Here is a 23,433-nt window from a genome sequence, read left to right on the forward strand (position 1 = left end):
CAGTCAGTCGTCTTCCGTGGGCTGTTCATCGGTGGGCATGGTTTCTGGTGGGCTGGTGGCCCCTTCCATCTGTTGGCGGAGCGCTTCCATCTGCTGTTGCAGCATTTCCGCTTGCGGGTCGACGTAATCCGTCTCCGCAGGGTCGCTATAGTCCGGCAGGTTGTCAGGTACCGCCGTAGCGGAGCGAACGCTCGGGAAATACAGGCTTTCGACGCGGCCGCCTCTCAGTATTTCGACTCTGTCAGGGTGAACGCTGTGCAGGCTGACATCCGGTTCCAGTTCCTCTTCGACCCGATATAGCTGTGGTGGAAAGCCGCTCAGCTGGATTATTGCCGTGGAACGGGCCGGATCGGCGTGTACGAAGCTGCCTAGCAAGGTCAGGTCGGAATTTGATATCCCGGCTGTGTAGCTCTGACTGGTAGACACAGGGGTGCCGAATAGACTTTCCATGCGTTGCAGATCCGGCGCGACGCCCGCTGGCTGGCTGCTCTGCGCGGCAGCCGCCGAGGGCGCCTGGGTAAGCTGCAGCCATTCCCTGATCTGACCAGCCAGATAGAGACCGAAGAGCACGACGATAGCCGCGCTGATGATCAGCGGCGCGTGTTGGCGAACGTTCTGCAGGGCGGCGGTGGAAGCCAAGCCAGGCACTCCGTGAAACTGAATAAGGGTGTGAACGCTGTTTGGGTAGAGGTTGGTGGGTACCGTCGATGTCCGGCATGCCTGGAGTCTAGACCAGACCATGACAACTGAAGCACCTAAAATAGCCAGTGCAAATGACTGTTTTTCAGGCAAAAGGTGCCCGGCAACGTGCGATTCCTGGCAGTGATTGCAAATGGCCGGATTTTTTCTGGAAAAAAACGCTGCGCACAGTTGACTTGGTTCGGGTGGATGCGTAAATTGCGCGCCTCGCAAGGCGATCAACCGGTTGGTTACTCGGTTGGCCACTGCTTAACAGCAAGCCTTACGATTCGGACGAAAGTCCGGCCGACGCGCAGCGGTAGTTCAGTCGGTTAGAATACCGGCCTGTCACGCCGGGGGTCGCGGGTTCGAGTCCCGTCCGCTGCGCCATATTTACTTCCAGGCCCTGACCGCCAGGAAGTCTCGCAAAAAGCGACCTTAGGGTCGCTTTTTTCGTTTCTGCCTCGCCGTTATTTAGCGCATCCATTCGAGAGTGTCCTGGCTGATTTTTTCACTGGCTCCCTTGAGCGCGCCGCTCTGCCCGCGGATAACGATTGTTTACCGCGCTCAGCTTTCTTCGTTACGCATCCGCGCTCTGCATATCGGGACGTCGCCTGATCGCACCGTGCAGCGATAGTTACGCACCTCTGTCCTCTTGGTCTGCACTGTTATGACGCGTTCTGCTCGTCTAGCCACGTGGTTGCCGAGCGATCGAGCGCACCCTTGCGGTTTCTTGCTGTCAGTAATGCGTACGACATCCATCTGCCATGGGCACGCGGCTAACTGACGAGGGGCCTTGAATGTTCGGTTTGGAAGCTCTCGAGCTTGCGCGGATCCAATTCGCTTTCACCATTTCCTTTCACATCATCTTTCCGGCGATCACGATCGGGCTGGCCAGTTTTCTCGCTGTGCTGGAAGGGCTGTGGCTCAAGACCAAACGTGGTGTATATCGCGACCTCTACCACTTCTGGCTGAAGATATTCGCCGTCAACTTCGGCATGGGCGTAGTCTCTGGCATCGTCATGGCCTACCAGTTCGGCACCAACTGGAGTGCGTTCTCGGAGTTCGCCGGCAGCGTGACCGGGCCTTTGCTGGCCTATGAGGTTTTGACCGCATTTTTCCTTGAGGCCGGGTTCCTCGGTGTCATGCTATTTGGCTGGAACCGCGTCGGACCGGGGCTGCACTTTTTTTCCACGATCATGGTGGCAGTCGGCACGTTGATTTCGACCTTCTGGATCCTGGCCTCCAACAGCTGGATGCATACGCCCCAGGGCCACGAGATCATCGATGGCATCGTGGTGCCGGTGGACTGGTTCGCCATCGTCTTCAACCCATCGTTTCCGTACCGGCTGACGCACATGGCGATCGCGGCGTTCCTTGCCACCGCGTTCATGGTCGGCGCTTCGGCGGCCTGGCACCTGCTGCGTGGGCGAGACAATCCGGCGGTTCGCAAGATGTTTTCCATGGCCATGTGGATGGCGCTGATCGTTGCCCCGATTCAGGCCGTGGTCGGCGATTTTCATGGCCTGAATACGCTCGAGCATCAACCCGCAAAAATCGCTGCGATGGAAGGGCACTGGGATAACTCGTCTGGCGAGCCAACCCCTCTGCTGTTGTTTGGCTGGCCGGACATGGAGCGTGAAGAGACGCGGTTCAAGGTGGAAATTCCGTACCTCGGCAGCCTGATTCTCAAGCACAGCCTGACCGAGCCCATTCCGGCCCTCAAAGATTTCCCTCCAGAAGACCGGCCTAACTCGACCATCGTGTTCTGGACATTCCGGATAATGGTCGCGTTGGGTTTACTGATGATCCTCACCGGCGTGTGGAGTCTCTTGCTGCGGCGCAGCGGCAGGCTGTATGAGTCGCGTGCGTTTCTACGGCTGGCATTGTGGATGGGGCCGTCGGGACTCATCGCGATTCTCGCCGGTTGGTTCACGACGGAAATCGGCCGGCAGCCGTGGGTGATTTACGGCGTGATGCGCACCGCCGATGCAGTTTCGAATCACGGCGCCGAGCAGCTAGGGCTGACGCTGGCGTTGTTCGTGCTCATCTACTTTGCGGTGTTCGGTATCGGCTTCGTCTACGTTTTGCGGCTGATTGCGAAGGGGCCGGTCACCCACGAAGGCAAAGAGAAGGGTGCAGGTGGACCCGGTGAAAAAAGAACGCCGATGCGGCCGATTTCTGCCGCCGACGAGGCGATTCCCCACGAGCACGGCGATCAACTGGGCGAGAGGAACTGAATATGGGTGTCGATCTTTCGCTGATCTGGGCTGTGATCATCATTTTCGGGATCATGATGTATGTCGTGATGGACGGCTTCGATCTGGGTATCGGGATTCTTTTCCCGTTCCTTGCAGACAGTTCCGAGCGTGACGTGGCGATGAACACCGTGGCGCCGATCTGGGATGGCAACGAGACCTGGCTGGTGCTGGGTGGCGCCGGACTGTTCGCGGCCTTCCCGCTGGCTTACTCAGTCGTGCTGTCCGCCCTGTATCTGCCGATCATTTTCATGCTGATGGGGCTGATTTTTCGCGGTGTCGCCTTCGAGTTTCGTTTCAAGGCGAGCGCTGCGCGCCAACATATCTGGGACAAAGCCTTCATTGGTGGCTCGCTCGCCGCGACCTTCTTCCAAGGCGTCGCGCTGGGCGCCTTCATTCACGGCTTTCCGGTGGCCGATCGGGCCTATGTCGGTGGCCCGCTGGATTGGTTGACGCCGTTCTCGGTGTTCTGCGGGCTGGCCTTGATCGTCGCTTATGCCTTGTTGGGTTGCACCTGGCTGATCATGAAAACCAGCGGTGATCTGCAGCGGCGCATGCACGATATCGGTGTGCCGCTAGTTTGGGCCTTATTGGCAGTGACCGGTGTCGTGAGTATCTGGACTCCTCTAACGCATCCAGATATCGCCGAGCGTTGGTTCAGCATGCCGAACCTGTTTCTCTTCATGCCGGTGCCAATCCTGGTGCTGCTGTGCACATACGGGCTGCTGCGATCGATCGCGCGCTACGCCCATTACTCGCCGTTCCTGTTCACCCTGGCGCTGATCTTTCTCGGCTACAGCGGCCTGGGCATCAGCCTCTGGCCGAACATTATTCCGCCTTCGGTAAGCATTTGGGAGGCTGCCGCGCCGCCGCAGAGCCAGGGTTTTACGCTGGTTGGGGCGCTGCTGATCATTCCGCTGATCCTGATGTACACGGCCTGGAGCTACTACGTATTCAGGGGAAAGGTCAGTGCCGAAGATGGCTATCACTGAGTTGGTCGCCTCATGAAGGGTCCTATGCAAAAGGAGCGTGAAAGCAGCGCATCAGAGGCCAAGCCGTTATGGAAGCGCATGACCTGGCTCGTGTTGATCTGGTCCGCAAGCGTATTGGTGCTTGGGGTAGTCGCCTGGTTGCTGCGTCAGTTCATGACGGCCGCTGGCCTGACGACTCCATGAACGTCGCGTCAAGTGCGGTGCTGTGCTGTGCTGTGCGGCGTTTAGGCGCGTTGTGGTGGCGGTGAGCTTGGGCTATTCAGATGTTCCAACATCGGTGCGCAACGGTTCATGTTTCGGTCATGTACTCGCGTTAGCGTGCTGGTACGGATTTGTCGAATAGAGACCCAATACAAGGAGCGCTCCTATGGATGACTACCAGGACGAAATACTCGAATGGCACGCCGCCGAGCAGGATGGCCCCGAGCCGGCTGAAGACGCTTTCGAGCTTTAGTTGATCAGTCGGCACGCCGCTGCTGGCGCCGGTATTCGCCAGGCGTTTGCCCGCCCCAACGCTTGAATGCGCGCTGAAAGGCTTCCGCCGAGGAAAAGCCCAGAAGCCAGGCGATCTCGCCGAACGCCAGTTCGGTGTCGCGAATATAGGTCATGGCCAGGTCGCGGCGCGTATCGTTGAGAATGGCCCGGTAGCTGGTGCCTTCTTCTTCCAGCTTTCGACGCAGCGTCCAGGAGGGCAGCTGCAGTCGGCTGGCGATCTGCTGCAGGTCCGGCTCGCCGCCTTTGAGCATCGGTCCCAGAAGTTGCGTGACCCGCTCGCGCAGGCTGCGTGTCCGGGTCCGCTGTTCCAGTTCCGCTTCGCAAAACTCCAATAGCTGGCGCCAGGTGCCGGGGCAATGTTCCGGGTTGCGCAGCGCCAGCGTGGCTTTGTCCAGCCGCAGCTGGTTGTGCTCGGCAGCGAACTCGACGGGTTTCGTGAAGATTGGTTCGTAGCGCGCGGCATAGTCGGGGCGTTCGAATTCGATATGAATCGCGACGGGCGCTATCGGGCATGCGGCGACCGTGGCCAGTTGCGTGATCCAGCTAGCCAGTACCGTATCCACGACGAATTGGTTGTAGCTGTTGTAGGGGCTGATCGAATAGAAGCGCAACCAGGCCCCTTCGGCATCTTCATGAAACGCCGAAGCGCCACGGTAATTGGATGCGTACAGCGGCTCGTAGCGAATAAGGGTGCGTGCCGCTTCGCGAACGGTTGGCGCCTGGGCGGAGGTTATTCCGACCAGACCCAGATGACCGGCCTTGCGCAATCGGCCCATCACTAAGCCCAGGCTCGGGTCGCCAGTCAATTGGATGGCCGCATGGCCGAGGCGCATATAGCGCGGAATGGACAGCCATGCGCGTGGCTCGGACAGGCGCGCCAGGTCTAGACCGTAAGCGTCCAGCAGCGGCTGCGGATCGATTTGTTTTTCCTGTAGGGCACTGCTCAAGCTGTGCACGAAGCCAACCGAGAGGTCACCGAGGCGCACCCGTTGGCGATTCACGAGCGCTCCGGCAGCCACAGATTGTTCAGTTGCACGGGCGCGTTGTAATGCTGCGGTGCGGGTCGACGGGGCGAGCCGACCAGATTCCAGGGCAGCCCGAACGTGCGTACCTCCATGCGGGGCAGCGACGTTTGAGGAACGAGAGCGGTTGCGCAACTGGCGTGCGGGTCATCGCGCGCACCGGGGAGGGCGAGCAGTTCCGCATCGGCAGGTGGTTGGCGGGTATAGCCGTCGCAGCCGAGCAGTACGGCCAGACGTCCGGCAGGAGTGCGCAGCGTAGACGATGGCACGTCAGGTGCCTGGCTGTAGCGACGCTCATAGCGGCTTAAGGCAATCTTGTATTGCAGCGGGCCAATGGGCTGGCCGTCCGCGCCGAAGCTCAAGCTGACCTGCCGCAACGGGCCATCGCCGATCCGTAGACGGCCATCCTCGAGGCGCGGCTCGGGCAGTACGATGGAGCCGGCGACCAGCGTGACGCCGTAGCCGCGTGCAAGATTGCCGAAGATGAGTTGATAGTCATCGGCCATTTGCCGCCCTTTGATCTTCAGCACAGCCTCGGTGCGGTGGTCGCCGCCCTCATTGGCAAACAGCGCCCGCAGATAGTCCCAAGGATTGCTCAACGCCGTCCACTGCATGGCATCGCGCAGCGTACGTGCCTGTTGCACTTCCGGCTTTTCGCCCAGGGCGAACAGGCCGGTGCCGACATGCTCCGGCAGCACGACGACCGTACGCGCGTTCAGCAGACCGGCGTCACGCGCCTGATCGAGGTAAGTGGTGAACTTCAGCTGCAGCCGTTCCCGGCTTTGATAATCGGCTGGCATCAGCCGCGTTTCGATCCCTAGTAGATTGCCTGCAGTCCCTGGCTGGCCCTGGCTATTGATCGGCAGAGTGCGCAGGTCGGACAGCAATGGGCCGCTGCGTCGGTCACCTGTCCAGTCCAGATAGATGAAGAGCGCGGCAAGGGCGAGGGCGGTCAAACCGAGCAGTTTGCTGTAGGTACGCATGGAAAACGCTGCTGAGGGCATGTGCGAAAGACTAGGTATATCGTTCACGATTGCCAAGTGTTTTGCGCACCAGGGTCAGGCAGTTGTGAGTTTCGATCATTGAGCGCTTCGCGGCGCCTCTTTATCTTCGCCGCATAGCGACCACGATCCCATGAGACGTGGCGACTTTACCGATGATTACAGCGCACCACACTCGCGCCGCCTGACCGAGGATTGACCATGACCGCTTTTCCGCACCTGCTTGCCCCGCTGGATCTGGGTTTCACCACGTTGCGCAACCGTACGCTGATGGGCTCGATGCATACCGGTCTCGAGGAAATGCCCAACGGGTTCAAGCGCATGGCGGCATTTTTTGCTGAACGCGCGCGCGGTGGCGTCGGCCTGATCGTCACCGGCGGTGTTGGGCCCAACGAAGAGGGTTCGGTACGCGCGGGCGCGGCCAAGCTGTCGACCGCCGCCGAAGCCGAAGAGCACAAGGTGGTCACCCAGGCCGTTCACGAAGCGGGCGGCAAGATCTGCATGCAGATTCTCCATGCCGGTCGTTACGCCTATAGCCCGCAACTGGTGGCGCCCAGCGCCATCCAGGCGCCGATCAATCCCTTCACACCGCGCGAGCTGGACGAAGAGGGGATCGAAAAGCAGATCCGTGACTTCGTCAATTGCGCGAGCCTGGCCCAGCAGGCCGGCTACGATGGCGTGGAGATCATGGGTTCGGAAGGCTACTTCATCAATCAGTTCCTGGTGGCCCATACCAACCATCGTACGGACCGCTGGGGCGGCAGTTACGAAAACCGCATGCGTCTGCCCGTGGAAATCGTGCGCCGGGTGAGAGAGGCGGTGGGGCCTGAGTTCATCATCATCTATCGCCTGTCCATGCTCGATCTGATGGAAGGCGGCAGCGCCTGGGAAGAAGTCGTGACGTTGGCCAAAGCCATCGAGCGGGCCGGCGCGACACTGATCAACACCGGCATCGGTTGGCACGAGGCGCGCATTCCCACCATCGCCACCAAAGTGCCGCGCGCGGCGTTCACCAAAGTAACGGCGAAGCTGCGCGGCGAGGTGAGCATTCCGCTGGTGACCACCAACCGCATCAATACGCCGGAAGTTGCCGAGCAGGTGCTGGCCGAAGGCGACGCCGACATGGTATCGATGGCGCGCCCGTTCCTGGCCGATCCGGATTTCGTCAACAAAGCGGCTGCCGATCGCAGCGATACCATCAACACCTGCATCGGTTGCAACCAGGCCTGTCTCGACCATACATTCAGCGGCAAGCTCACAACCTGTCTGGTCAATCCGCGGGCCTGCTACGAGACCGAGCTGAACTACATTCCCACCGCAGCGGTGAAAAAGATTGCCGTGGTCGGCGCAGGCCCGGCCGGTCTGGCGGCGGCTACCGTCGCCGCCGAGCGTGGCCATCAGGTAACCCTGTTCGATTCGCGTAGCGAAATCGGCGGCCAGTTCAACGTGGCCAAACGCGTCCCGGGCAAGGAAGAGTTCTACGAAACCCTGCGTTACTTCGACAGCAAACTGAAAAGCACCGGTGTCGACGTTCGCCTGAATACCCGTGTCGATGCGGCGGATCTGCTAGCTGGCGGTTACGACCAGATCATTCTCGCGACCGGCATCGCGCCGCGCACGCCGGAGATTCCCGGTATCGAACATCCGATGGTGATCGGTTACCTCGATGCGATCCTGCAACGTAAACCGGTGGGGCAACGCGTTGCCGTCATCGGAGCTGGCGGTATCGGCTTCGACGTTTCGGAATTCATCACCCATCAGGGCCAGTCGACCAGTCTGGACCGTGAGGCGTTCTGGAAAGAGTGGGGGATCGACCTTGGGCTCGAAGCGCGTGGCGGGGTGGCCGGCATTCAACCGGTACCGCACGCGCCGGCACGCCAGGTCTCTCTGCTGCAGCGCAAGAAATCCAAGGTCGGAAATGGGCTGGGCAAGACCACCGGTTGGATTCATCGCACCGGCTTGAAGAACAAGCAGGTGCAGATGATCAGCTCCGTGGAATACCTCAAGGTGGACGACCAGGGCCTGCATATCCGCGTCGCCGGAGGCGAACCGCAAATCCTGTCGGTGGATACCGTGATCGTCTGCGCAGGGCAGGATCCGTTGCGTGAGCTGCAGGCCGAACTCGAGGCGGCGGGCGCCAATGTGCATCTGATCGGCGGCGCGGATGTTGCCGCCGAGCTGGATGCCAAACGCGCGATCAACCAGGGCTCGCGCCTCGCTGCGGAAATCTGAGTTGTCCGGCCCCACCTCTAGCGGGGCCGTTCTATTCACAGGAGCCTCGTATGCACACCGCACTTTCGTTGCAACCGCCCGCTGCATTTACGCTCCAGCGTTGGCATCAGATGATCGAAGCCGCCGATCTCAGCGGTCTGCCAGAGTTGCTACATCCACGCGCCGTGTTTCGCTCGCCGATGGCCTTCAAACCCTATGAGGGCGCGGCAGCGGTCAGCCTGATCCTCAATACCGTGGTGAAGGTTTTCGAAGATTTCGCTTACCACCGCGAGCTGGCCAGTGCGGATGGATCGAGCGTCGTGCTGGAGTTCAGCGCGCGTGTCGGCGATCGACAGCTCAAGGGCATCGACATGATTCGCTTCGATGAAGCCGGCCTGATCACTGATTTCGAAGTCATGGTGCGCCCCATGAGCGGATTGGCGGCGCTCGGTGAAGAAATGGGGCGGCGTCTGGCGCCACAGCTTGCGGCATTGAAATCCTGACATGGCTTTATCCAATTCAGTCACAGTTTCCCGGCGGAGTGACACTGTGGACCCAGGCACCGGACTCGCTGCCAACCCAATCACATCGCCTGTTTCGATTTTTCTCCTACACTTGCGCCGACATAAAAGAGCGGCGTGGGTGCGTCCGCCGCTCATGGGCAACATTCGCTAGCTGATCAAGCCATCGAGGGTGCGAGCATGCAGATCAAACCGCAGACGGTCGAAGCCGTGCTGTTCTTCAATGACAGCGGCGTCTGCAAGGAAATGCTCTACCCGGAATTCGAGGCCATGCTCGATGGCGTGGTGAGCATGCCGGAGTTCGCCGATCAGCAGATGCGCGTCGCCTACGTCTTGGTCAGTACCCGGCTGCAGATTCGTTCGGCGGTGTTCTTTTACTTGGACTTCAACGAAGACGGCTCGGCTGACAGCGGCTGGAACATTCCGCTGCGCAATCTGGCCGAACGCACCGGACGTGGGCCTGACCTAGGTGCGGGCCCCATTCGGCTGGCATGCCGCAGCCAATGCCCTGTGTCTTGGTATCAGATGCATCTCTGGGACCCGGAACTGACCAAGAGCCGGAATCACCTCGTCATGCTGCGTGACCGAATCAGGCGCAACCAGCTCTGCTTGCTGGTCGAGGAGGAGATGCCTCAGACGGTACCGGCCGAGCGCCTGCAAATGGTCGCCGAGGATGCCTGGTATGCGGCTGATTCGGCCAAACAAGCGGCCACCGAACGAGCCGAAAAGCGCGAGCAGGAGCAACGGCTCAAGGCCGCGCAACTGATCAAACAGCAGCGTCTGCGCATCGCCAATCTCGAGCAACAGCGTGAGGCCGATATCACGCGTTTGCGCGAGTTGGCCGCACAGCAGCAGGCCAAGCTGCTGGAAGAGCTTGCTCAGTTACGCCAGGAACTGCTGCACAAGGAGCAGCTCGCCGAACAACTTCGCTCGCAGCTCGCCGAGCAGGCGGAGGGTTTTCAGAAAAACCGTGAAGAAATGAGCCGGCAGCTGCGTGTGCTGGAGCAGAACAGCCGCGCGGAAGCGCAGGCCTCGCAGGCGCAGTTCGATGAGGAGTTGAAACGGCAGATCGCGGCCGCGGTGACCGAATACAAGGAGCAGGTGTCCATCCGTGACGTGGAACTGGCCTACCGCAACGAACTGGATGTCCAGCTGCAGGAGGAGATCGAGCAACTCCAAAAGCAGCGTGATGCGCTCGTCGAGCAGAGCGGTGAGCAAGTGCTCAAGCGTCTTTCAGGCCTTGGCGTGACGTTCATGGCTTATCACCCCGGCGCGGGACACCTGACCATTCCGCTTCATGACATGGCCCGCTATCAACAGAACCCTCTCGCCTATGCCGCAGCCAAATGTGCCGTTTCCGAAGAGCAGTACGGCCAGTGGGTGCAGCATTATCAACAGCCAACCTGCGTCGCTACCTTGTCCAGTGGAGAGCGCTGCAATATGCCGCTGGACAAAGTGGAAGCCCCTAGCCGTTTTTTCATTGGTGAGTCCAACTGCTGTGCCAGACATAGAGCGCAGGACCGGCTGCGCACGGGTAGCTGACGATTTGCCGGCATTCTCATCATCATTTCCAGAGTTACGGCCCGCGCCATTGCAGCTCATCGACTTGCCTTGGCTGCGGCAAGCGCAGGTGCAGGTCGCCGTGTTGCGCCTGGATTTGGTCGATCCCGAGCTGTCCGGAAACAAATGGTTCAAGCTCACCCACCATTTGCAGGCCGCACGGGCGACGGGTGCACCAGGCCTCATCAGCCTTGGTGGCCCCCACTCGAATCATCTTCACGCGTTGGCGGCAGCTGCCAAACGCAGCGGGCTGGCCAGTGTCGGCCTGATGCGCGGGCAACCACAGCGGACGGCGACCGTCGATGATTTACAGGGCTTCGGAATGCAGCTCCATTGGCTGGGCTACGGTGGCTATCGTGAGCGGCACCAACCGGGGTTCTTCGATTTCTGGTGCGAACGCTATCCCGGTTATTACTGCGTACCGGAAGGTGGTGGCGGCCTTGCTGGCGCTCTGGGTTGCGCGCCGCTGGTGACACGCGTACGGGAGCAACTGGCCGCGATTGGCTGGGACGATCACGACGGCTGGTGGCTGGCCGCTGGAACCGGTACGACCCTGGCAGGACTGGTGATCGGCGAGGCCGAGCAGGGCGAGCGCTGCGTCTACGGTGCGCTGGCCGGGCCGCCGTCTCATGGTGTTGCGCAGGAAGTCGCCAGGCTGCTCGGCGAGGCTGAAGTCTCCAGCACAAACTATCAGCTGATCGATGCGAGTCGCGGCGGTTTCGGTCGGTTCGACGAGGCGCTTGCGCGCTTCATGGTGGAAGCCGAGCGTGCCACCGGGTTGCCGCTGGAACCGGTCTATACGGCTAAGGCGATGATGGCATTGCGCCTTTATATTGAGCGCGGCTATTTTACGCCCGGCACGCGGCTCATCTTCGTGCATACCGGCGGCTTGCAGGGCCGGCGAGCTGCTCAGGCGCAGCTGGACGAGCTGCTGCGCTGACTTTCCCGTCTTCTGGAACCATGGATGAACAAGCCGCTGCGTCCCGATCAGTTAGGTAGTCTGATTCCGCTCAATGCGCTCTCGCCTCGTCGACTTCAGACGCTTCGTGCGCAGTTGATTCCACGACTGCTGCTCGCCGATGAGCTGTTGTTCGATGACGAGACAGGCGCCGGATCCTGCTACTTCCTACTTACCGGCGCCTTGTCCATGCATGGGCAAGGCGGCAAGCAATGGCGGATGGCCGCTGGCTCGCCGGAAAGCTGCCATGCATTCGGCCCCGGCCCCCGGCTGAGCCAGGTGCGGTCGCTGGAAGTCTGCAGTGTGTTGACGGTCGATAGCGCCCAGCTGGATCGTTTGTTGTCCTGGCATCAGACCCATGCCGATCTGCTTCTGGAGCTGTCCACGGCTGGCGAGCTGACCGATTGGCTCGAAGCGCTGCTGGACAATCCGCTGTTCGCCAAGGTGCCGCTGGAAAACGTGCGAAAGATGCTTGGCAGGCTTGAGTCGATCGAGTTACCTGCCGGTTACGTACTGCTGCGTGAAGGTGATGCCGGCGACTGCTGTTATTTCCTCAAGAGCGGTCGAGCCGAGGTCATGTCCGGCCTTGGCGGTGTAGAGCAGGTCGTGGCGGAACTGGACGTCGGCGCCTGCTTCGGCGAAGAAGCTCTGCTCTCCGAACGCCCTCGCAACGCCACCGTGACGCTGCTCGAGGATGCTCAGGTGCTGCGCCTGGCGCGGCGGGATTTCATCGCCCTGTTGAAGGCGCCGGTGGTGGCCGAACTTGACCTTGCGGAGGCGAACGAACTGATCGCGAAGGGCGCTCAATGGCTGGATGTCCGGCTGCTGGAGGAATACCAGCGCGGCCATGCGCTGCAGGCACTGCATATGCCGCTGCATCTGTTGCGTCTCAAGACACGCCTGCTGGCTCAGGATCGGATCTATCTGTGCTATTGCGACAGCGGCAAGCGTAGCGCCAGCGCGGTCTTTCTGCTGACCCAACTGGGTTTCACCGCCTATCCGCTGCGTGACGGTCTCGATGGGCTGTCTGCCGAGCAATACGCGACCTTGATCTGTGAGCGGGGCAGCGGCTATCTGGCGCGTTCCGGCGGTCGCACTGAACGCAGCGGCTGAGCCGAAACCACTGGCGAACGATCAAGACACCGCGGCGATAGCCCAGCCTGCAAGACCGCCCACCAGCACGACCAGCCAGGGCGGCAGCCTCCAGGCCATCAAGGCGACAAGCGCGACCAGCGCCAGAGCGAAGTCGCTGGGGCTGAATATGGCGCTGGTCCAGACTGGATCATAAAGCGCCGCCAGTAGCAGGCCGACCACCGCGGCGTTCACTCCACCCAGCGCTGCCTGGACACGGCGGTTGGCGCGTAGTCGATCCCAGAACGGCATGACGCCGAACACCAGAAGAAACGAAGGGATGAATATCGCCACGAGGCATACGGCTGCGTTTATCAGGCCGGCGCTGCCAGGACCGATGGACCCGCCGAGAAATGCCGAAAAAGTGAACAGCGGCCCCGGCACCGCCTGTGCGGCGCCATAGCCGGCAAGGAATATGTCGTTGCTGACCCAGCCATTAGGTACGACTTCGGCCTGCAGCAGCGGAAGCACCACGTGCCCCCCACCGAAGACCAGCGCGCCGGCGCGGTAGAAGGTGTCGAACAATTCCAACAACTGACTGCTGGAAGCGGCGGCCAGCGCGGGTAACGTCATCAGCAGTGCGAAGAACAAGAACAAAAAGACGCCGGCAACCGAGCGATCCCGACGGCCCTGATGAGGCGCGGGACAACCCTTCGATGTAGGGCGAAACAACATCACCCCGACCAGGCCTGCCAGCGCGATAACGCCGAGTTGTGCCCAGGCGTTGTGCAGAATCAATACCGCGCATGCGGCGAACAGAGCGATGGTGATGCGCGCTCGGTCGGTGCACAGGTTTCGAGCCATGCCCCACACCGCCTGAGCTACCACCGCAACCGCAACGATCTTCAGGCCATGCAGAAGCCCTTCCGGAACGGCTTCGCCCCAACTGCTGATGCCGAACGCGAAGAGCATCAGAGCAATCGCCGACGGCAAGGTGAACCCGGTCCAGGCGGCTAGCGAGCCGCGATAACCACCGCGTAGCAAACCGATGGCAATGCCGACCTGGCTGCTCGCCGGCCCAGGCAGAAACTGGCAGAGCGCGACCAGATCGGCATACCCCGCTTCATCCAGCCAGCGACGGCGGTTGACGAACTCTTCGCGGAAATAGCCGAGATGAGCCACCGGACCACCAAAGGAGGTCAACCCCAGACGCAGAAACACCAGAAAGATGGTCCAGGCGCTTGAATGCTGCAGAGAGATTGAATCGGGTTGAACTGAAGACATCGATGGGCCGTTCTGTTACTGAGGGGCAGTCTGATGGGCGCTGCAGTGTGTCGCATGAGGGTGACGATTTGATGAAGAGTGCATCACCCAGGCCAGCTATCGGATACCACGAAAAGGCGCTCGCGCTCGACCCAGTGCCCATCCGCATCGGGTTCCACGCGGGCAAGCAGGCGTGCCTGGCTGCGATTGGCATCGACAATCCACTGCTGAACGTCTTCGGCTTGCCAGAGTTGGCTGTCTTCCAATTGCGCCGGGGCCAGCCAGGTTTGACGGGGCAGCGGTTGCCAGTGCGCGTCGCTATCGGTGACAGTCGAATGCAGCCAGTCGCACAGCCGCAACCATGACCCGCCGAGATGCATCGGGTTGGCTCCGGCGGGCGGTTCACACCCGTCCTGCCAGGGTTGGAACAGGTAGCCACCGAGCCACAAGGCGCTTTTGATCTGGCGGCAAGTCAGCTCGGTCAGTAGTGCCTGTGCCTGTTGGCTGGACGAGAGTCGCAGCTGGTGCTCGCAGAGGCGCTGCAACTTGATATCCAGCCGATCATGACTGCCGGGACCCAGCCAGTGGTCGTGTCGGCGGCGATCGCCGGTCTGCAGGCCCAGGTAGAATTTCACCGCGAGTTCAAGGTGATGCACGCCTTCGGCATCGCGCAAGATCAGATCCAGCTCGCCCAACGTCTGGCCGCCCTGTCGGATCGGCAGATTCGCCACCAGCAGTTCGACATCCGGCGCCTGGGCCAAGGCGAACTGCCAGAGACGTTCGTAATACAGGCCCAGCCGGCGAATGCTGTGTTGTGCCAGCCACGCCTGGAGTATCGCCGGCTGTCTGTCGTGCAGCAGCAACCAGTTGCTCAGCGCAGCGGGATCATCGGCCCAGCGACTGGCCGCAAGTGGATGGCGCTGGGGTGACGGGGCGTCGATTAAGAGCGGCGGCGAAAGGATCGCCCAGGCGAGATCTCGCACCTGTGGGTGCCGTAAGCTGGGCAACAAATCGGCAAGATGGGGAAGGCTCATGCAGCAAGCATAGCCGGGATGGTTTGCTGCGCCTCTGGCCTTTCGCCCATAATCCTCGCGCCGCACCGCAACGGGGTCGGCCAACGCGGTGTTGAACTCAAACGCGCCCGCGCGACACCAATCTAGAGCCTGTTAGGCTTTGCCCGGCCCGCTGCCGCTCGATGCGTGCCGGCCTGTTACCCGCCACGCTATCAGGGAGCTTCAATGGACCAGTTCCGCAACATCGGCATCATCGGCCGCCTGGGCAGTTCCCAGGTGCTGGACACCATTCGCCGACTGAAGAAATTCCTCGTGGAACGCCACCTGCACGTCATCCTCGAAGAAAACATCGCCGAGGTGCTGCCGGGGCATGGCATGCAGACCTCGTCGCGGCAACGGCTGGGCGACTCCTGTGATCTGGTGATTGTCGTCGGCGGTGACGGCAGTTTGCTTGGCGCGGCGCGAGCGCTGGCCAAGCATCGCGTCCCGGTGCTTGGAATCAACCGTGGCAGCCTGGGCTTTCTCACCGATATTCGCCCCGACGAGCTGGAAGAGAAAGTCGCTGAAGTGCTGAGTGGGCAATACACCCTGGAAAATCGCTTCCTGCTCGAAGCTCAGGTCAGGCGCTTCGAGGAATCCATCGGCGAGGGCGACGCGCTCAACGACGTGGTGCTGCATCCCGGCAAATCGACGCGGATGATCGAGTTCGAGCTGTACATCGACGGCCAGTTCGTCTGCAGCCAGAAGGCCGATGGCCTGATCATCGCCACGCCCACCGGCTCGACGGCCTACTCTCTGTCTGCTGGCGGGCCGATCATGCACCCGCGGCTGGATGCAATCGTTGTCGTGCCAATGTATCCACATACCCTGTCCAGCCGGCCAATCGTGGTGGATGGCAACAGCGAGCTGAAGATCGTGGTATCGCCGAACATGCAGATCTATCCGCAAGTCTCCTGTGACGGCCAGAACCATTTCACCTGCGCGCCGGGCGATACCGTCACGGTGCGCAAGAAGCCGCAGAAGCTGCACCTGATCCATCCGCTGGACCACAATTATTACGAGGTCTGCCGCACCAAGCTTGGCTGGGGCAGTCGCCTCGGTGGAGGGGAATAGTGATCGTCGATCCGGAGCGCGGCTACGACCTCATCGGGGACGTGCACGGTTGCGCTCGTACCCTGGAGCGGCTGCTCGATCAGCTCGGCTATCGCCGGCATGGCGATGTGTGGCGCCATCCGCGCCGGCAAGTGATTTTCCTCGGCGATATCATCGACCGCGGGCCACGCATTCGTGAGGCGTTGCATCTGGTGCATGCAATGGTCGAGGCGGAGCAGGCCTACTGCATCATGGGAAACCACGAGTTCAACGCACTGGGCTGGTACACCCCGGCACCGCCGGAAAGCGGCAAGACCTTCGTCCGCGAGCATACCCCGCGCTACGAGACGCTGCTGCAGGAGACCTTCCAGCAGTTCGAGCGCTACCCGGATGAGTGGCGGGCGTTCCGCGAGTGGTTCATGGAGCTGCCGCTGTTTCTTCAGAGCGAGCGTTTCCGCGTGGTTCACGCCTGCTGGGATAACGCCGTCATCGATCAGCTCCGCCAGCGTTTGAGCCACGGCTGTGTCGATCCAGAATTCTTGCGCGATGCCGCGTTCAGCGAGGGATTCGCGGCCAAGGCACTGGACCGTCTACTGCGTGGCACCGACATGCCGCTGCCCCAGGGCCTGACGTTGACCAGTGCCGAGGGATTCACTCGCAGCTTCTTCCGCACCAAGTTCTGGGAAGAGAACCCCAGAACTTATGGCGACATCGTGTTCCAGCCCGACGGCCTGCCGGAAAAGGCGGCGCGCCTGCCGCTCAGCGAAAGCCAGAAGAGCCGCTTGTTCCTGTACGGGCCCGACGATCCGCTGCTGTTCGTCGGGCATTACTGGCGTAGCGGCGAGCCCGCGCCCATACGCCATAACCTGGCTTGCCTGGATTACAGCGCGGTGAAATACGGCAAGCTGGTCGCCTACCGGCTCGACCAGGAAACCCGACTCGACCCGGCGAAATTCGTCTGGGTGAATGTGGAGCGCTAGATGGTGGTTGTCGAGGCGTTGCGCCTGCCGTTATCCGAAGACCTGAGTGGTTTCGTCGCGCTGCTGCGGCGCCTGCAGGTGCCTTGCCGCGTTTCCGAAGAGTCGGGCGAGCAGGTACTGCGCGTGCCGGCTGAAACCGCCGAACAGGTCCGTGAACTCTATCAGCGTTACCCGCAAGGTGATGGCGCGGTCGTCGCCGAGCAACCGCCACGCCGCGGTGGGGGATTCGTCGCCAGTATGCGCCGCAGCCCGTTGACCGCCGCGGTGTTGCTGCTGACGCTGATCGCGGCGGCGATTACCATGCTCGGCGAAAATTTCGAGACCATTCGCTGGTTCAGTTTCAGCGATTTTCGCATCGACGGCGAATACGCCTATTTCGCGACGCTCGAACAGACTCTCGCAGAAGGGCAGTGGTGGCGGCTGGTGACGCCGATCTTCGTGCATTTCGGCTTCCTGCACTTGGCGATGAATTCCATGTGGTACTGGGAACTGGGGCGGCGCATCGAATATCGCCAGGGCGCGCTGATGCTGCTCGGGTTCACGCTGCTGTTCGGCATCGTGTCCAACCTGGCGCAATATCTGTTCGGCGGGCCGAGCATCTTTGGCGGGTTGTCCGGCGTTTTGTACGGGCTGCTCGGCCACTGCTGGCTGTTCCAGAAGCTGTCGCCGGACGAAGCCTACCGACTGCCGCCCGGTGTGGTGGTGCTGATGCTGATCTGGCTGGTGGTATGCCTGACCGGGGTGATCGAAGTGGTGAGCTTCGGTGCATTGGCGATCGCCATTGCAGCCCACGTCGGCGGGCTGGTCGCTGGCTGCCTGACCGGTATCCTAGGTGGGCTGCTGGCGCGCCGCAGGGCCGCGGGCCAAGGCAACTGAAAGGCTGATCGTTTTCCCTAAAGCAGCGCCGCTCGGTAGAATGCGCGCTTGTTTCCCCGGGAGCCGGCCATGTCGTCCTTTATCGAAGCCATCGAAAACATCACCCCCGAAATCTACGAAAATCTGAAAACCGCCGTCGAGCTGGGCAAGTGGAGCGACGGGCGCAAACTGACACCCGAGCAGAAGGAAACCTGCCTCGGCGCGATGATTGCTTGGGAAATCCAGAACCTGCCTGAAGAAGAACGCACCGGCTACATGGGTGGCCAGGAGTGCGCGTCCAAGAGCAAGAACAAGGCGCCGATCGACACCAGTCTATTCGCTCCTGCTTCCGGAACCCGTCACTGATGCTGGAATTGGGACGCGGCGCGCTGAGCAAGATGTCGATTCAGCTGGGTGCCCAGGCGCAATACTCCTTCCGCCTGAACGACGAACTGGTCCCGGTCAATCCACTGATCGGCAAGACCCTGCGGCTGGAATACCTCGGCGCCATCAATTGCACGCATTGCGGACGCAAGACCAACAAGAGTTTCAGCCAGGGCTATTGCTATCCCTGCTTCAAGAAGCTCCCGCAGTGCGACATCTGCATCATGAGCCCGGAAAAATGCCACCACGATTTCGGCACTTGCCGTGATCCGCAGTGGGGCATGGACTTCTGCATGACCGATCACGTGGTCTACCTGGCCAACTCGTCAGGCATCAAGGTGGGCATTACTCGCGCCACGCAATTGCCGACCCGTTGGCTCGACCAGGGCGCGAGCCAGGCGCTGCCGATCATGCGTGTCGCTACCCGCCAGCAGTCGGGCATGGTCGAGGATCTGTTGCGTAGCCAGGTCGCTGACCGCACGAACTGGCGCGCGCTGCTCAAGGGCGATGCCGAGCCTATCGACCTGATCAAGATTCGCGAGCAGATATTCGATGCCTGTGCCGAAGGCCTGCGGGGCCTGCAGCAGCGCTACGGGCTACAGGCGATTCAACCGGTTGCAGATGCCGAGGTGCTTGAAATTCGCTACCCGGTCGATGCCTACCCGACCAAGATCGTCAGTCTAGACTTGGAAAAGACGCCCGTAGTGGAAGGCACCCTGCGCGGTATCAAGGGTCAATACCTGATCCTGGACACCGGCGTGATCAACATCCGCAAGTTCACCGCTTATCAGGTCGCGGCCAGCTCCGCGGCATAAGCAGATCGTAGGGTGAACCACGCTTTACCGATCCACGCGGTGGCGATCCACAGCTTGAGGTGGCGACGTACGCCCCGCCGATTCTGAGAAAGGTGGATGTGAAAAGCGACATCCACCCTACGAGACAGTCGATGTACGCCGACCTCACCGGCTGTCACCGAACAAACCTGCAGCTTGAAGCTTGCCGCTTGAGCTGCCTCGAAGAGGCCCAATTGCATGCGCACCGAACAACCGAAAGTCATTCATCTCAAGGATTATCAGACCCCCGAGTACCTGATCGATGAAACACACCTGACCTTCGAACTGTACGAAGACCGCACCCTGGTGCATGCGCAACTGGTGATGCGCCGCAATCCTGAAGCGGGTGCCGGCCTGCCGCCGCTGCAGTTGCACGGCCAGGATCTTGAGCTGATGTCTCTGTCGCTGAACGACCGTCAGCTGGGCCTGGGCGATTACGAGATCGCCGGGGAAAGTCTGACCCTGCAGCCCGATAGCGCCGCGTTCACACTCGACAGTACTGTAGTAATTCATCCGGAAAGCAACACTGCGCTGGAAGGCCTCTACAAGTCCGGCAGCATGTTCTGCACCCAGTGCGAGGCCGAGGGCTTCCGCAAGATCACCTACTACCTCGACCGCCCCGACGTGATGAGCAAGTTCACCACCACGGTTAGCGCCGAAAAGCATGCTTATCCGATCCTCCTGTCCAACGGCAACCCGATCGCCAGCGGCGAAGAGGACGACGGCCGCCACTGGGCGACGTGGGAAGATCCGTTCAAGAAGCCGGCTTATTTGTTCGCACTGGTGGCCGGTGATCTGTGGTGTGTCGAGGACAGCTTCACCACCATGAGCGGCCGCGATGTAGCGCTGCGTATCTACGTCGAGCCCGAGAACATCGACAAATGCCAGCACGCTATGGACAGCTTGAAGAAGTCCATGAAGTGGGACGAGGAGGCCTATGGTCGCGAGTACGACCTGGACATCTTCATGATCGTCGCAGTCAACGACTTCAATATGGGCGCGATGGAGAACAAAGGCCTCAATATCTTCAATTCGAGCGCCGTGCTGGCGCGCGCCGAGACCGCTACCGACGCTGCTCACCAGCGTGTCGAGGCCATCGTTGCCCACGAATACTTCCATAACTGGACCGGCAACCGCGTGACGTGCCGCGACTGGTTCCAGCTGTCGCTCAAGGAAGGTTTCACTGTCTTTCGCGATGCGCAGTTCTCCTCCGACATGAATTCGGAGACGGTCAAGCGCGTCGAGGATGTGTCCTACCTGCGTACCCATCAGTTCGCTGAAGATGCCGGGCCGATGGCCCACTCGGTTCGCCCCGAGTCATTCATCGAGATCTCCAACTTCTACACCCTGACCGTTTACGAGAAGGGTGCCGAAGTGGTGCGCATGATCCAGACGTTGCTGGGCGAAGAGGGCTTCCGCAAGGGCAGCGATCTGTACTTCGAGCGGCATGACGGCCAGGCGGTAACCGTCGATGATTTCGTCAAAGCCATGGAAGACGCCAACGGCGCCGATCTGACCCAGTTCAAGCGCTGGTACAGCCAGGCCGGCACGCCGCGCCTCGCCGTCAGCGAGCAATACGATGCTGACGCGAAGACCTATAGCCTGACCTTCCGCCAAAGCTGCCCGCCGACGCCGGGCCAGAGCGAGAAGCTGGCATTCGTGATCCCGGTTTCGCTGGGTCTGCTGGATGGCCAGGGCAACGAGATTGCACTGCGCCTGCAAGGCGAGGACGCCGCCGTCGGCACCACTCGCGTGCTGGCAGTCGATCAGGCCGAGCAGACGTTCACCTTCATCGACGTTCCCGAGCAGCCGTTGCCATCGGTGCTGCGCGGATTCTCCGCGCCGGTGAAGCTTGAATTTCCGTACAGCCGCGATCAGCTGATGTTCCTGATGCAGCACGATTCCGACGGTTTCAACCGCTGGGAGGCCGGTCAGCAACTGTCGGTTCAGGTGTTGCAGGAGATGATCGGGCAGCATCAGCGCGGCGAAACGCTGCAGCTTGATCAGCGTCTGGTCGCGGCGCTGCGCAGCCTGCTAGAGGATGAAAGCCTCGATCCGGCGATGGTCGCTGAAATGCTGTCGCTGCCGAGCGAGGCCTACCTCACCGAAATCAGCGAAGTGGCGGATGTCGACGCCATTCACGCGGCGCGTGATTTTGCCCGCGAGGGCATCGCCACAGCGCTGTTCGATCTGCTCTGGAAGCGCTACCAGGGCAATCGCGAGGTGTCGCGGCAAACGCTTTATGTCGCCGAAGCCAGTCACTTCGCCCGTCGTGCGCTGCAAAACATCGCCCTGTCGTACCTGATGCTGAGCGGTAAACCCGAAGTGGTTGCCGCCTGCGTCGAGCAATTCGAGCAGGCCGACAACATGACCGAGCGCCTGACCGCGCTGGCCGTGCTGGTCAATTCGAACTTCGAGGCCGAGCGTGACAAAGCACTCGAAGCTTTTGCCGAGCACTTCAAGGACAACCCGCTGGTGATGGATCAGTGGTTCAGCGTGCAGGCCGGCAACACGCAACCGGGCGGGTTGGAGCGGGTTCAGCACCTGATGCAACATCCGGCGTTCACGCTGAAGAACCCAAACAAGGTTCGTGCGTTGATCGGAGCCTTCGCCAATCAGAACCTGGTCAACTTCCATCGGGCCGACGGCGCTGGCTATCGGTTCCTGGCCGATCAGATCATCGTATTGAACGGGCTCAATCCGCAGATCGCCTCGCGCCTTCTGGCGCCGCTGACCCGCTGGCGCAAATACGACGCCGGTCGGCAGGGCCTGATGAAGGGCGAGCTGGAACGGATTCTGGCCTCGGGCGAGCTATCCAGCGATGTCTACGAGGTGGTCAGCAAGAGTCTCGCCTGACTCGGTGTAGCCGTCTGCAAGGCGATATGAACCACCCCGAATCCCGTGCAATGTCACGGGATTCGTTTTTTCGGGGGTACTCATCGAAGATCGGATCGTTTCCGTGAAACGGAATGCGAGGCGGCAGCGAGATGCTTTGCCATAAAGCCTACTAATCAAGCAACATCAATCAGCCTGGCTTAACAAAACATAACGTCCAGACAATTGCCGCCGCTTTCGAAAGCCCTATAGCATGGCTCCGCCTGGTACTTAACGCAGGTCTTACCTTAATAAGAATAAAGGGGGTATGTATGAGTGAGCCCGTCATGTGGCGCACCCGGTTCGGCCGTGCGGAAAAAACACCCCGCAAGTCGAATTTCAATTATTCGCCGCTTGCAAGAACGCTCTCGCTCTGCAGTGTTCTATCCATCCTGTTTCTCGCCACTGCTACCGCTCATGCGCAAAGCGCTGAGCCAGCGACCCGCTATGCGATCGAATCGGAGAAGGCCGCATCGGCTCTTCTGCTCGATATCACTTATGCGGGTAAGCGCTTGGTCGCAGCTGGTGATCGCGGGCATATCCTCTTTTCCGATGACGCCGGCGCTACGTGGTCCCAGGCCAAGGTTCCGACCCGTCAGATGCTCACGGCTGTTTATTTCGTCGATGACAAACATGGCTGGGCGGTCGGCCACGACGCGCTGATCCTGGCGACCAGCGATGGCGGTGAAACCTGGACACAGCAATACGAAAATCGCGAAGGCGAAGTGCCTTTACTTGACGTCTGGTTCGAGAATTCGGAGCACGGCTTCGCCACGGGTGCTTATGGCGTGCTGCTGGAAACCACTGACGGCGGCCAGAATTGGGAAGATATCGCTGATCGCCTCGACAACGAGGACGGCGCTCACCTGAACGCCATCACCCATATTCAGGGCTCGGGTCTGTTCGTCGTTGGCGAAATGGGCGGAATGTTCCGTTCCAGCGACATGGGTGAGACCTGGGAGCGCGTCGAGTCGCCCTATCAGGGATCCTTGTTCGGCGTCGTGAGTGGCGGCGAACCCGGAGTGGTTGTGGCGTTCGGCCTGCGTGGTCATCTGTTCCGTTCCGCCGACTTCGGCGATAGCTGGCAAGCAATCGATCTGCTCGACGGAAGCGATGCCCTCGAGTCGGGGCTGGCGGACGGCAATCTGCTGCCGGATGGTCGTATCGTCGTGGTCGGCCACGGCGGCACCGTGCTTAGTAGCGAGGACCAAGGACAGAGCTTCAAGCTGTTCAGTCGCCCGGATCGACGCTCGCTGTCAGGCGTCGTCTCCAACCCGGACGGCAATCTGGTCCTCGTCGGGCAGAGCGGCGTCAGGGTCGTTTCCCCGACCGGCGCCAACTTGCCCGCACAACAACAATAAGCCGGAGCCAA

General features: G+C 61.0%; 20 protein-coding genes and 1 tRNA gene. 16 read left to right on the top strand and 5 right to left on the bottom strand.

What is annotated here, in order from left to right:
• Nucleotides 1-3: 3 nt before the first annotated feature.
• Nucleotides 4-639 carry a type II secretion system protein N gene (locus NA645_RS06955; protein ID WP_256048161.1) on the bottom strand — a complete coding sequence of 212 codons (636 nt, stop codon included), beginning with the start codon at nucleotides 637-639 and terminating at the stop codon, nucleotides 4-6.
• Between the two features lie 352 nt (nucleotides 640-991).
• Here NA645_RS06955 and NA645_RS06960 point away from each other — a divergent pair.
• The 4 genes from NA645_RS06960 to NA645_RS06975 all read left to right on the top strand — a co-directional run bounded on the left by NA645_RS06960 (nucleotide 992) and on the right by NA645_RS06975 (nucleotide 4,111).
• Nucleotides 992-1,068, top strand: a tRNA-Asp gene (locus NA645_RS06960).
• Between the two features lie 410 nt (nucleotides 1,069-1,478).
• On the top strand, nucleotides 1,479-2,918 hold the full coding sequence (locus NA645_RS06965) for a cytochrome ubiquinol oxidase subunit I (protein WP_256048162.1): 1,440 nt from the start codon (nucleotides 1,479-1,481) through the stop codon (nucleotides 2,916-2,918).
• A 2-nt stretch (nucleotides 2,919-2,920) separates the two neighbouring features.
• A complete protein-coding gene (gene cydB / locus NA645_RS06970; protein WP_256048163.1) occupies nucleotides 2,921-3,928 on the top strand; it encodes a cytochrome d ubiquinol oxidase subunit II in 1,008 nt (335 codons plus the stop codon).
• A gap of 24 nt (nucleotides 3,929-3,952) precedes the next feature.
• Nucleotides 3,953-4,111, top strand: a complete 159-nt coding sequence (locus NA645_RS06975) for a DUF2474 domain-containing protein (protein ID WP_256048164.1) — start codon at nucleotides 3,953-3,955, stop codon at nucleotides 4,109-4,111.
• Between the two features lie 275 nt (nucleotides 4,112-4,386).
• Here the strand turns inward: NA645_RS06975 and NA645_RS06980 are convergent, their stop codons facing one another.
• Together NA645_RS06980 and NA645_RS06985 are read right to left on the bottom strand one after the other, a co-directional pair.
• Nucleotides 4,387-5,424 carry an AraC family transcriptional regulator gene (locus NA645_RS06980; RefSeq protein WP_256048165.1) on the bottom strand — a complete coding sequence of 346 codons (1,038 nt, stop codon included), beginning with the start codon at nucleotides 5,422-5,424 and terminating at the stop codon, nucleotides 4,387-4,389.
• The gene (locus tag NA645_RS06985; protein ID WP_256048166.1) at nucleotides 5,421-6,428 is read right to left on the bottom strand and encodes a carbon-nitrogen hydrolase; all 1,008 of its coding nucleotides are present in this window, start codon (nucleotides 6,426-6,428) and stop codon (nucleotides 5,421-5,423) included. Before NA645_RS06985 ends, NA645_RS06980 begins: the two co-directional genes overlap by 4 nt.
• Nucleotides 6,429-6,647: 219 nt before the next feature.
• Here NA645_RS06985 and NA645_RS06990 point away from each other — a divergent pair, with 219 nt between their 5' ends.
• The 5 genes from NA645_RS06990 to NA645_RS07010 all read left to right on the top strand — a co-directional run bounded on the left by NA645_RS06990 (nucleotide 6,648) and on the right by NA645_RS07010 (nucleotide 12,809).
• Nucleotides 6,648-8,678, top strand: a complete 2,031-nt coding sequence (locus tag NA645_RS06990; RefSeq protein WP_256048167.1) for an NADPH-dependent 2,4-dienoyl-CoA reductase — start codon at nucleotides 6,648-6,650, stop codon at nucleotides 8,676-8,678.
• 50 nt (nucleotides 8,679-8,728) lie between these two features.
• The gene (locus NA645_RS06995; RefSeq protein ID WP_256048168.1) at nucleotides 8,729-9,160 is read left to right on the top strand and encodes a nuclear transport factor 2 family protein; all 432 of its coding nucleotides are present in this window, start codon (nucleotides 8,729-8,731) and stop codon (nucleotides 9,158-9,160) included.
• Nucleotides 9,161-9,358: 198 nt separating this feature from the next.
• Entirely contained in the window at nucleotides 9,359-10,720 is a 1,362-nt protein-coding gene (locus NA645_RS07000) for a chromosome partitioning protein ParA (protein ID WP_256048169.1), read from the top strand.
• 49 nt (nucleotides 10,721-10,769) lie between these two features.
• The gene (locus tag NA645_RS07005) at nucleotides 10,770-11,678 is read left to right on the top strand and encodes a 1-aminocyclopropane-1-carboxylate deaminase/D-cysteine desulfhydrase (RefSeq protein WP_256048170.1); all 909 of its coding nucleotides are present in this window, start codon (nucleotides 10,770-10,772) and stop codon (nucleotides 11,676-11,678) included.
• 24 nt (nucleotides 11,679-11,702) lie between these two features.
• A complete protein-coding gene (locus NA645_RS07010) occupies nucleotides 11,703-12,809 on the top strand; it encodes a cyclic nucleotide-binding domain-containing protein (protein WP_256048171.1) in 1,107 nt (368 codons plus the stop codon).
• Between the two features lie 21 nt (nucleotides 12,810-12,830).
• On the opposite strand, the gene chrA is transcribed toward NA645_RS07010, so the two are convergent.
• On the bottom strand, nucleotides 12,831-14,051 hold the full coding sequence (gene chrA, locus NA645_RS07015) for a chromate efflux transporter (protein WP_256048172.1): 1,221 nt from the start codon (nucleotides 14,049-14,051) through the stop codon (nucleotides 12,831-12,833).
• A gap of 83 nt (nucleotides 14,052-14,134) precedes the next feature.
• Nucleotides 14,135-15,064 carry a DUF1853 family protein gene (locus NA645_RS07020; protein WP_256048173.1) on the bottom strand — a complete coding sequence of 310 codons (930 nt, stop codon included), beginning with the start codon at nucleotides 15,062-15,064 and terminating at the stop codon, nucleotides 14,135-14,137.
• 204 nt (nucleotides 15,065-15,268) lie between these two features.
• On the opposite strand from NA645_RS07020, the gene NA645_RS07025 reads away from it, so the two are divergent.
• The 7 genes from NA645_RS07025 (at nucleotide 15,269) to NA645_RS07055 (ending at nucleotide 23,422) form a co-directional block, all read left to right on the top strand.
• On the top strand, nucleotides 15,269-16,156 hold the full coding sequence (locus NA645_RS07025; protein WP_122164119.1) for an NAD(+) kinase: 888 nt from the start codon (nucleotides 15,269-15,271) through the stop codon (nucleotides 16,154-16,156).
• The gene (locus NA645_RS07030) at nucleotides 16,156-17,115 is read left to right on the top strand and encodes a metallophosphoesterase (protein WP_256048174.1); all 960 of its coding nucleotides are present in this window, start codon (nucleotides 16,156-16,158) and stop codon (nucleotides 17,113-17,115) included. The genes NA645_RS07025 and NA645_RS07030 overlap by 1 nt, the downstream gene beginning before the upstream one ends.
• Nucleotides 17,116-17,991 (top strand): rhomboid family intramembrane serine protease, encoded by an 876-nt coding sequence (locus NA645_RS07035; RefSeq protein ID WP_256048175.1) that lies wholly within the window; start codon nucleotides 17,116-17,118, stop codon nucleotides 17,989-17,991. It begins immediately after the preceding gene.
• A gap of 69 nt (nucleotides 17,992-18,060) precedes the next feature.
• Nucleotides 18,061-18,336 carry a YeaC family protein gene (locus NA645_RS07040; protein ID WP_256048176.1) on the top strand — a complete coding sequence of 92 codons (276 nt, stop codon included), beginning with the start codon at nucleotides 18,061-18,063 and terminating at the stop codon, nucleotides 18,334-18,336.
• The gene (locus NA645_RS07045) at nucleotides 18,336-19,169 is read left to right on the top strand and encodes a DUF2797 domain-containing protein (protein WP_256048177.1); all 834 of its coding nucleotides are present in this window, start codon (nucleotides 18,336-18,338) and stop codon (nucleotides 19,167-19,169) included. Before NA645_RS07040 ends, NA645_RS07045 begins: the two co-directional genes overlap by 1 nt.
• A gap of 216 nt (nucleotides 19,170-19,385) precedes the next feature.
• A complete protein-coding gene (pepN, locus tag NA645_RS07050) occupies nucleotides 19,386-22,043 on the top strand; it encodes an aminopeptidase N (RefSeq protein WP_256048178.1) in 2,658 nt (885 codons plus the stop codon).
• A gap of 290 nt (nucleotides 22,044-22,333) precedes the next feature.
• Nucleotides 22,334-23,422, top strand: coding sequence for a WD40/YVTN/BNR-like repeat-containing protein (locus NA645_RS07055; RefSeq protein WP_256048179.1), 1,089 nt, complete (start codon nucleotides 22,334-22,336; stop codon nucleotides 23,420-23,422).
• Nucleotides 23,423-23,433 lie beyond the last annotated feature (11 nt).

Source organism: Stutzerimonas stutzeri (genome assembly GCF_024448955.1).
In the GTDB taxonomy this organism is placed as follows: domain Bacteria; phylum Pseudomonadota; class Gammaproteobacteria; order Pseudomonadales; family Pseudomonadaceae; genus Stutzerimonas; species Stutzerimonas stutzeri_AQ.